Annotated in this window: 10 protein-coding genes; 3 read left to right on the top strand and 7 right to left on the bottom strand. The window is 57.7% G+C overall.

Features of this window, described 5'->3' with window-relative positions:
* Positions 1–146: 146 nt before the first annotated feature.
* From JJ869_RS19645 to JJ869_RS19655, 3 genes are all read left to right on the top strand, one after another.
* Positions 147–752 (top strand): response regulator transcription factor, encoded by a 606-nt coding sequence (locus JJ869_RS19645; protein WP_292269863.1) that lies wholly within the window; start codon positions 147–149, stop codon positions 750–752.
* Positions 753–777: 25 nt separating this feature from the next.
* Positions 778–2019 (top strand): HAMP domain-containing sensor histidine kinase, encoded by a 1242-nt coding sequence (locus JJ869_RS19650; protein ID WP_292269848.1) that lies wholly within the window; start codon positions 778–780, stop codon positions 2017–2019.
* A 78-nt stretch (positions 2020–2097) separates the two neighbouring features.
* Positions 2098–2304 carry a hypothetical protein gene (locus tag JJ869_RS19655; RefSeq protein WP_292269850.1) on the top strand — a complete coding sequence of 69 codons (207 nt, stop codon included), beginning with the start codon at positions 2098–2100 and terminating at the stop codon, positions 2302–2304.
* 105 nt (positions 2305–2409) lie between these two features.
* Here JJ869_RS19655 and JJ869_RS19660 read toward each other — a convergent pair whose 3' ends face one another.
* Genes JJ869_RS19660 through JJ869_RS19690 form a run of 7 tightly spaced genes read right to left on the bottom strand, consistent with a single transcriptional unit; the run spans position 2410 to position 9172 of the window.
* Entirely contained in the window at positions 2410–3267 is an 858-nt protein-coding gene (locus tag JJ869_RS19660) for a fumarylacetoacetate hydrolase family protein (protein ID WP_292269851.1), read from the bottom strand.
* Between the two features lie 21 nt (positions 3268–3288).
* Positions 3289–3999, bottom strand: coding sequence for a ThuA domain-containing protein (locus tag JJ869_RS19665; protein ID WP_292269853.1), 711 nt, complete (start codon positions 3997–3999; stop codon positions 3289–3291).
* Positions 3996–4853: an NAD(P)-dependent oxidoreductase gene (locus JJ869_RS19670; protein WP_292269854.1), complete on the bottom strand. Its 858-nt coding sequence runs from the start codon at positions 4851–4853 to the stop codon at positions 3996–3998. Before JJ869_RS19670 ends, JJ869_RS19665 begins: the two co-directional genes overlap by 4 nt.
* Entirely contained in the window at positions 4853–6358 is a 1506-nt protein-coding gene (locus tag JJ869_RS19675; protein WP_292269856.1) for a sugar ABC transporter ATP-binding protein, read from the bottom strand. The genes JJ869_RS19670 and JJ869_RS19675 overlap by 1 nt, the downstream gene beginning before the upstream one ends.
* Positions 6355–7356, bottom strand: coding sequence for an ABC transporter permease (locus JJ869_RS19680; protein WP_292269857.1), 1002 nt, complete (start codon positions 7354–7356; stop codon positions 6355–6357). Before JJ869_RS19680 ends, JJ869_RS19675 begins: the two co-directional genes overlap by 4 nt.
* Positions 7357–7366: 10 nt before the next feature.
* Complete coding sequence (locus JJ869_RS19685; protein ID WP_292269858.1) at positions 7367–8341, bottom strand: ABC transporter permease; 975 nt, start codon at positions 8339–8341, stop codon at positions 7367–7369.
* A 39-nt stretch (positions 8342–8380) separates the two neighbouring features.
* A complete protein-coding gene (locus JJ869_RS19690) occupies positions 8381–9172 on the bottom strand; it encodes an SDR family oxidoreductase (protein ID WP_292269861.1) in 792 nt (263 codons plus the stop codon).
* Between the last annotated feature and the right edge of the window lie 130 nt (positions 9173–9302).

Genomic DNA, 9302 nt, shown 5'->3' on the forward strand with positions numbered 1-9302 from the left:
AACAACCGCCGCCTGCTGGAACCCATCGGGAATATCCCACCAGCCGAAGCAGAGGCAAACTTCCACGCAGCTCTGGAAAGATCAGATATGGCAGCGTAACTAAGACAAATCAGCCTCCGGCAAACCCGGCGCGGTTCAGTCACGTAATTGACCATTTTCCAGATGGCAAGGATGCACTGCTTGCCGCGATGGGCCAAGACTATGACCTGTTGATCCTTGATCGCATGGTGCCCAGCCTTGATGGCCTTTCCGTTCTGAGATCTTTGCGCGCCTCAAAAAACACCACACCTGCGATTTTTCTGACCGCCCTTGGGGAGGTGGAGGATCGTGTCGAAGGGTTCGAGATCGGCGGCGATGATTATCTGACCAAGCCCTTCGCATTCATAGAGCTTTCAGCACGCGTCAATGCGCTTGGACGGCGACGAACGGGCGGTGAGGAAAACGGCAGCGAAACAACCGTACTGCGATATGGAGATATAAGCCTCGATCTTCTGGCACGCATCTGCGAGCGACAGGGCAAGGCGATCGAGCTTATGGCCAAGGAGTTCAAGCTGCTGGAATATTTCATGCGCAGGCCGGGACGTTTGGTGACGCGCACGATGTTGTTGGAACAGGTCTGGGATATAAGTTTCGACCCCACAACCAGCGTCGTTGAGACCCATATCAGCCGCCTTCGGGCCAAAATTGACAAACCCTTTGCCGAGGAACTACTGCGGACCCGACGGGGGGAAGGGTATGTTTTTGGCCAGTAGGGTTGCAAATCGATTGAGGTGGCTCGTGCGCTCCTCAACCTTGCAGCTGACGCTTCTTCTTTCCGTAATATTCGCGCTTGGCATGGTTCTGGCCATTTTTGCCTCGCTCGCCTTTGGCCGCGATGCCCTGTTGCGCAGGGTCGATGACCAGCTTCTGAGCCTTGCTGCCACTGTCGAGGTTGACGAAGCATCCGGCGATGAATTTTCCCTGATAATCCGACCGCTTGACGAGTTGGGCAACCTGCCTCAGGCCTTTGCGCGGGCCGCACGTGGCGGGGGCGGAACAGTCAGTCTGGATGACGATTTCCGCCGCTCGGACGACTGGCGCGTCTTGGTCGCGAGCGACAGCGAAAACACACCAATTCTCATCGCTGTGCCACTGGATGACAGCGAGGACGCGCTGGACCTGTTGGGTGGTGTGCTCTGGAGCACCGCCGGGGTTGTCCTTGTTTTCGTGCTTTTGATCGGGTTGGGGGCCGGTCTTTTGGCTCAAAGGCGGTTCCAGCGGATCAAGGTCACACTTGATGATTTGGCCGCCGGCGACTTGCAGGCCCGCACCGGGGTTTCTCGATCGTCCGATGATCTTGGCGATGTTGCTCTTCAGCTTGACGCGACCGCATCGGAACTTGAACGGCTGGTGGTCCAAACCCGAAATCTAAGCGCCAGCTTGGCCCACGATTTGCGGACCCCCCTGGCACGCCTTCAGGCACGTCTGGAAGCCTTACCCAATGGCGAAGAACGCAGTGCGGCGCTTGAGGAAGCGTCCCGCCTGTCCGGCATTTTCGATACCATCATGCGTGTCGCCCGGATCGAAGCGGGCCAAGGACGCGAAGGGTTCGAGACTTTGAATCTCGGTAAATTGGCACGCGAAGTGGCCGAGATTTTTGGGCCTGTTGTAGAAGACAATGCAAAAACCATCATCTTGGATGTCGCCAATCCCGCCACCTTGCAAGCCGACCGGAAAATGCTGATCCAGGCCATGGCAAACCTGATTCAGAACGCAATTGTTCATGGTGGATCGCAGATCACACTGTTTGCGAATGGCACCTCCATTGGCGTGTCGGATGATGGCGAAGGTGTCGATCCGTCACATTTTGAAGACATGATAAAGCCTATGGTGCGCTTGGATGCAGCTCGTAACAGCGACGGAAGTGGCCTAGGCCTCGCGCTGGTGCGTGCAGTTGCCGACCGGCACAACGCGCGGCTGCAGCTTGCCCAGGAAAAGCCTCATGGTTTACGCGTCACCATCAACTTTACGGAGTTGTAAAGAAGCGGTCAGACGGGCGTAAACACAAGCCCCCATGTTGGTTCCATCGAAACAACGATCAACATGGAGACCATCCCAATGAAGACCCTGATTTCCGAAGCCACCTCCGCCGCAACTGCCACCCTTGCCCTCCTGGTGGTCTGTGTGCTGGCCGGGCTTGGCCTGACGGCCCTGCTCTACCTCGCATTGCTGGGCTTTGTGGCAATGGGCATTGGCCTTGTCGCAGCCCCGTTTGTCCCAATCGCGCAGAAGCAATCTGCCAGCGACCTGTCGACCGAAAAGTGACGGCTCCGAGACCGCGCGTTTGGACGCCAACAGGTCAGATCATGGGGCACTGGCAAAGCTGCCATGTGCCACTTTGTTCAGTCAAAACGAGCTTTTGGTCTGGCATTACGGCGCTTTTTGAACGCGGCTCTTTTGCTCTCCCAACCCCGAAATGCCCAATGTGACCGTTTCTCCGCCATGCAGATAGCGGGGCGGTTTCTGGCCCATTCCGACGCCGGGGGGCGTACCGGTCGAGATAACATCACCTGATTGCAGGCTCATGAACTGGCTGCAGTAGGACACAAGATGCGGAATGCGAAAGATCAGCGTCGCAGTTGAGCCGGACTGCATGCGCTCACCATCCACGTCGAGCCACATATCGAGCGCGTCCATGTCTGCGACTTCGTCCTTCGTCACAAGCCATGGCCCGGTGGGGCCAAACGTGTCGCAGCCTTTGCCCTTGTCCCAGGTTCCCGCGCGGTTGAGCTGGAAATCGCGCTCTGACACGTCGTTGATAACGCAGAAACCCGCCACATGGTCCATAGCGTCGGCTTCGTCGATGTAGACGCCAGGCTTTCCGATCACCACGCCCAGTTCTACCTCCCAATCGGTTTTGACGCTGCCGCGCGGCACCTGGATTGTGTCGTTGGGCCCGCAGACCGCCGAAGTCCATTTGTTGAAGATGATTGGCTCTTCAGGAATCGGCATGCCCGCTTCTGCTGCGTGATCGGCGTAGTTCAAGCCGATACAGATGTATTTGCCAATATCGCCCACACAGGCGCCAAGGCGTAAATCGTCTTGCGGGGTGCCTTCGACCAATGGCAGGCTTTCGGCGTCAAGTTCCTGAAGGGCCAGTATACTTTCGGGGAGCAAGGCAACTCCACCAATATCCGCGACCACGCCCGACAGGTCGCGCACGCGGCCTGCCGCATCCAGAAGGCCCGGTTTTTCCTTGCCCGGTGCACCATAGCGCAAAAGTTTCATGGCGAAGTCCTTTCGATCAGATCAGTTGTTTTTGACGGCCGCGGCCCAAAGCGCGCCACGGCGGATGATTTCGGTCACTTGTGGTGTCTTCAGGTCGTCCAGCTCATGCCCAATGGAGCAATAGAAGACACGGCCCTTGTCCCAACGGCGCTTCCAGACCACCGGGATGACTGTACCTTCGATCCACCACAGATGGTCACCGGAAAAGGTCGTGGTGGCCAGAACCTCGTTCGAAGGGTCGACCAGCATGTAGTATTGCTCGGACCTCAGGCGGAAGCTGCGGATACCTTTGACAATAGGGTCATCCGGTTTGCAGATGGTTACATCGTAGTCAATGTAATCCTCAGCGGGTTGCAGATTGTCCGGCCATCCCGGCGGATGGGCCACGAACTGCCCGCCAATCAGGAAATGATAGGTCGGCCGATCACGAAAGGCGTCGCCCATATGCCCGTGCCATCCGGCAAGACCACAGCCGTTTCCGACGAGTTTGAGCAACCCGTCTTCCTGCGCTTTGGTCATGTTGCCAAACTCTTCGCGATGGCCTGACCGCGCCGAGGACCAGATCGGAGTGATCAGGCTCAGGTCGGCCAGATCGTCGGGACGCTCCAGCGGTTCGAGTGAGTCGTAGACATTCACTTCGACGCCGTTCTCTTGCAACAGGTCGCAGTACCAATCAGCGAACTCCATTGGTGCGTGGCCTTCCCAACCGCCGACAAACAAGGCTGCTTTCATGGGTGCTCCTTTCGCATGAAGGGCAGGATCGATGCCATGTCGCGTGGGCCATAGCCTGCCGCCTCGGCCTGCATCAGAGTGTCGAGTGTCACTTGGCCCTGAGGCATGGCGGTGCCAAGCGCTGCGGCAAGCTTGGCTGTGACCTCCATATCCTTGCGCGCCAGTGACACGGTGAACGTCACGACTTGCGCCGACTCGTCCAGATAAAGCGGTCGACGGTATTTCAGCATCGGCGCGCAGGCGGCGCTGTTTTCGATGACGTCAAAGGCCAAAGCGCTGTCGATGCCAGCCGCCTCGGCCAGCGTCATGGCTTCGGCCAATGTCTGGTTGATGCCGTGTATCAGAGAATTGACTGCCAGTTTCATGATGGCACCTGCCCCGGGACGGCCAAAGCAGATTGTCTGTTTTCCCAAGGCCTCGAACAAGCGGGACAAGGGCGCGGCCGTTGCCTGGTCGCAGCCTGCCATGATCAGAAGTTGCGCATCCTTTGCCGCTTGTGTCGCGCCCGAGACCGGCGCGTCGATCACTGTGGCACCTTCGGGGGCCAGTGCCTTAAGCGCGTGGATATGGTCCGGACTCATCGTGCCCATTTCGACATAGGTCCGGGCCGCCCCGGCAAACAGGCCTTCGTGCACCGCCAAAGACGCCAGATCATCCGACAGCATGGTGACAACCACATCCACGTCTTCCGACAGATCGCGCGGGCTTTCGGCCACTGCGCATCCCAGATCTGCAGCCAAAGCCTGTGCCTTGTCGAAAGAACGGTTCCACAGCGTCAGGTCAAATCCCGCAGCCGCTATGTTGCGCGCCATCGGTGTCCCCATGCGGCCCAGTCCGGCAAAGCCAATGCGCATCACGCGGCCTCATGCCCGCTTAGGCCGGAGATCGCCTGAATGAGACTGTCCTCTGTTACCTCTTCCGAGGTGAAGGTCCGCATGATCCGTCCCGAATACATCGCTACGATCCGGTCGGCCACGTGCAGCACTTCGGGCATTTCCGAGCTGATGACCATCACAGCATAGCCTTGTGCCGCGAGTTCGCGCAGCAGTTTGTGGATTTCGGATTTCGACCCCACATCAATCCCGCGTGTCGGCTCATCAACGATCAAAACACTTGGGTGCATCGACAGCCATTTGCCGATGACGATCTTTTGCTGATTACCGCCAGACAGGTTGCCGACCAGCTGTTTCCAGCCGGGGGTGCGAATATCAAGCCGGTCGCGATATTGGTCGAAGATCGCCACTTCGGCCCCTTCGGCGACAAACGGGCCAGAGGTCAGATCCTGCACCTGCGGTAGGGTCATGTTGTCCCGGCAGTTCATGCCAAGCACGAGCCCTTGCCCCTTGCGGTCTTCGGGTACGAGACTGATGCCCCGCGCGATGGCGTCATTGGGCGAGGTGATGCGCACCTCTTCTCCATCCAGTAGGATCTGACCCGCGCTTGGATCACGCAGACCAAACAGCGTTTCGGCAATCTCGGTTCTGCCTGCGCCAACCAGCCCGTAAAAGCCCACGACTTCGCCGCGCCGAATTTCGAAACTGATGTCTTGATAAAGCTTGCCACAGCTTAATCCGCGCACCTCCAGTGCCACGTCGCCGAGTTCGTGATGCGTTTCCATGCGGCTCAGATCCAGCTTGCGGCCGATCATCATCTGGGTAACGGCCTCCTCGCTGGTCTCGGAGGTGTTCACTGTGCCCTGATATTGCCCGTCTCGCAGGATGCTGATCCGGTCGGTGATCTTGAAAATTTCCTCCATCCGGTGCGAGATGTAGATGATGCCGACGCCTTCTTTTTGCAGGTCGGAAATCACGTCAAACAGCACGACCTTTTCCGCATCGGTCAACGACGCGGTGGGCTCGTCAAATATCACGGCCTTGGCGTCTACTGTCAGAGCCCGCGCAATCTCGACCATCTGCTGGTTGGCGATTGAAAGGTCTCCCACGCGGGTTGTCGCATCGAAGCCGACATTCAGTTTTTTCAGGATGGTGTTGGTCTGCTCGGTCAGCTTGCGCCAATCGACACGGCCAAAGCTTTTGCGCGGCAGTTCGCCCAGATAGATGTTCTCGGCGACGCTGAGTTCCTCGGCAAGGCTCAGTTCCTGGTGGATGAACACGATCCCCTTGGCCTTGGCCTCGAGCGGGCCGGCCATCGTGACCTGTTCCTTGCCCACATGGATCGTCCCGCCATCCGGCTGATAGATGCCCCCCAGAACCTTCATCAGGGTGGATTTCCCGGCACCATTTTCCCCCATCAACGCGTGCACCTCGCCGGGCATGACCGAGAAGGAGACGCCGTCCAAAGCGCGCACGCCGGGGAAGGTCTTGACGATATTGTCGAGATGCAGAACGGGATCCGTCATACCTTCAGCTCCTCTTTGCCTTTGACGTTCAGTTGACGATCAAGGATCAGCACCACGATCAGGATCAACCCGATGACAAGGTTCACGGTCGAGGTGTCTGCTCCAATGTGGCCCAGCCCCTTGCGCAGAAGCTGGATGGCGATCACGCCGCCAAAGGTGCCGATCACGCTGCCTGCGCCGCCGGTGATCTTGGTCCCACCCAGAACGACTGCAGTGATCACCCAAAGTTCGTACAGCTGGCCGTCATTTGGATTGACCGACCCGCTTTCCGAGTAGAAAACCACCGCCGAAAGTGCCGCCAGAAAGCCGATGATCGCAAAATTGATCATCATATGTGGCCCTACCCGGATGCCTGCATTGACCGCCGCTTCGCGGTTGTCGCCGATGGCATAAGCATTTCGACCGTGGACCGTCTTTGTCATCACGAACCAGATCACCAGCGTGACAGCCAGAAGGAACCAAGACGCTGTGGCCAGGCCCAGAAACTCGGCCTCGGCAAAATCCACAAGCGTCCAATTCAGATGGCTCGTGGGGTTTTCTCCATTGAACATAAAGACAATGCCGCGAAACCCCAGCATAGACCCCAGCGTCACGATGAAGGCATCAACACCTGTCTTCCATACGATCAACCCGTTCAATGCGCCTAGAAAAGTGCCCACCAACAGCGCCAGCAGCCAAGCCACCGGTATGACCAAGTCGCCAAGTCCTGCGAAGATCGGCCATGTCATGCTTTCTAACAGAACGATCGCGGCGATGGCATAGGTCGCGCCGACGGACAGGTCGATATTGCCGTTGATCATGACAATGGTCATGCCCATCGCGATGATCCCGATTGGGGCGGACTGCTTGAGCAAGAGCAGCATGTTTTCCCAATCCATGAACGCCTTATCCGACAGCGACAGGTATTCGCCCGCGATCGAGAAAAAGATCAGCTCGAGCACGATGAAGCCCCAGATCGCTCCGCTGTTCAAAGCCTTGGAGAGTGTCCCCGGTTTCATAACGTCCTCCTTATGCGATCGACGACAAGAGCTTGCCGCGCTTGGCTGCAATATCCAGCCAGACCGCAAGGATTATGATGACCCACGTCACGACAAACTGGACGTAGAATTGTAGCCCGATCAGCAACAGACCATTCTGGATGAAACCCAGGATCAGCACGCCGATCACCGTCTTGAAGATCGTGCCAGAGCCGCCAAGCAGCGAGGCACCGCCAAGGATAACGGCCGCAAGCACTTCAAGCTCCAACCCCTGTCCAACGGTGTTTTGCGAGCCAAGTGAGCGGCTGGCCTGGATCAGTCCGGCAGTGGCCACGCAGAAGGCGGAAATCAGATAGCAAGTAAAAACCGTTCGCGCCCGCCGGATGCCCGAGAAGGTCGCCGCAGTGCTGTTCCCGCCTACTGCATAGACCTTGCGCCCGAAGGGTGTCTTGGCAAGCACGATGCCCAAGAAGGCTGCCAAAGCGACAAAGATCAGGATCGGCACCGGAATGCTGAGGGCCGAGCCTTGGCCAAAAATGCTGAACCAGGTTCCCTCTTTGTCGGCGATATCCATGTTCTGCCCGCCAGAATAGGTCAGTGTCAGTCCATGGATGGCCGACAGCATGCCCAATGTAACGATCAGAGAATTGAGCCTGAGGTATCCGACCAAAAAGCCTATAAATGCCCCCAGACACAGTGTCATGGCGAACATTGCTGGGATCGCTAGGGCTGGCCCGATCTGGTCATGCAGGTCCAGCACCACGATGGTCGAGAACGACATCATGGAGCCAACCGACAGATCGAGATTGCCGCTGATCACCACAAAGGTCACCCCCAAAGCCATGACGCCCAGAATGGCCGAAGACCGCACCACGCTGAACAGGTTGTCAACGCTGATGAATTTTGGGTTTGCGAGGGTGAAGGCGACCATGAACACCGCAAAGGCGATCAGGATGCCCTGTTTCGCCAAAACGGTTCCGATCTGTTGTTTCGTCAATCTGGCCATGAACTCCTCCCAAAGAACGCAGGCTTATGGTCGTGCGGATCAGACCAGCGTCATACCACCGTCGATCATCACGATCTGCCCGGTCATATAATCGCTGTCCTTCGACGCAAGGAACGTCGTGGTGCCCGTTATATCCCCCGGCTGAGCGACGCGGCCCTTCAGGATCTCGGACGAGAATTCTTCCATCGCCTGTCCCGGACGTTCAGCTGCACCGATTTCCATGAGGTCCTGATCGACCTGTTCCCACATTTCGGTCGCCACCACTCCGGGCGCAAAGCCTGTGACAGTGATATCATGCTTGGCCAAATCCCGCGCTCCGGATTGGGTCAGTGCGACCACGGCGAATTTTGACGCGCAATAGGGTGCGACATTGTCAAAGCCTTGACGACTGGCGATCGAGGCGGTGTTGACGATCTTGCCGCCGCTACCTTGCGCAATCATCTGTCGCGCAGCTTCCTGCATGCCGATCATGCAGCCCAACCCATTGACGTCCATGATGAAATGCCAGTTGTCCTCGGTCACGTCCATGAAGTTCATCGGCTTGTTGACACCGGCGTTGTTGAATTTCACATCCAGGCGGCCAAAGGTTTCAACCGTATGGGCGATCATGGCGCGCACTTGCTCACGCTTGGTGACATCCACCTGTGCCCAAGTCGCTCGACCCACATGGCACTGGTCGTTAGCTGCCTCGGCAACGGCGCGCACCGCTTCGCCGTTGATGTCGGCAAAACAGACTTTTGCCCCTTCGGCCAGAAGCGCCTCGCCAATGGCGCGGCCAATACCCCGGCCCGCACCTGTCACGATGCATACGCGATCAGACACACGTCCCATGCGTGCCTCCCTAATAGTCTTGTATTTATGTTTGAAATTGTGCGGGACACGGTATGAACATGTCCCGCAACCATGATGATAGGGTTTAGAACACCGGTTTGGTGAATTCGCCCATGTTGTCCTGAGTAAT

Origin of the sequence: Marivita sp. (assembly GCF_017643905.1) — a bacterium.
In the GTDB taxonomy this organism is placed as follows: domain Bacteria; phylum Pseudomonadota; class Alphaproteobacteria; order Rhodobacterales; family Rhodobacteraceae; genus Marivita.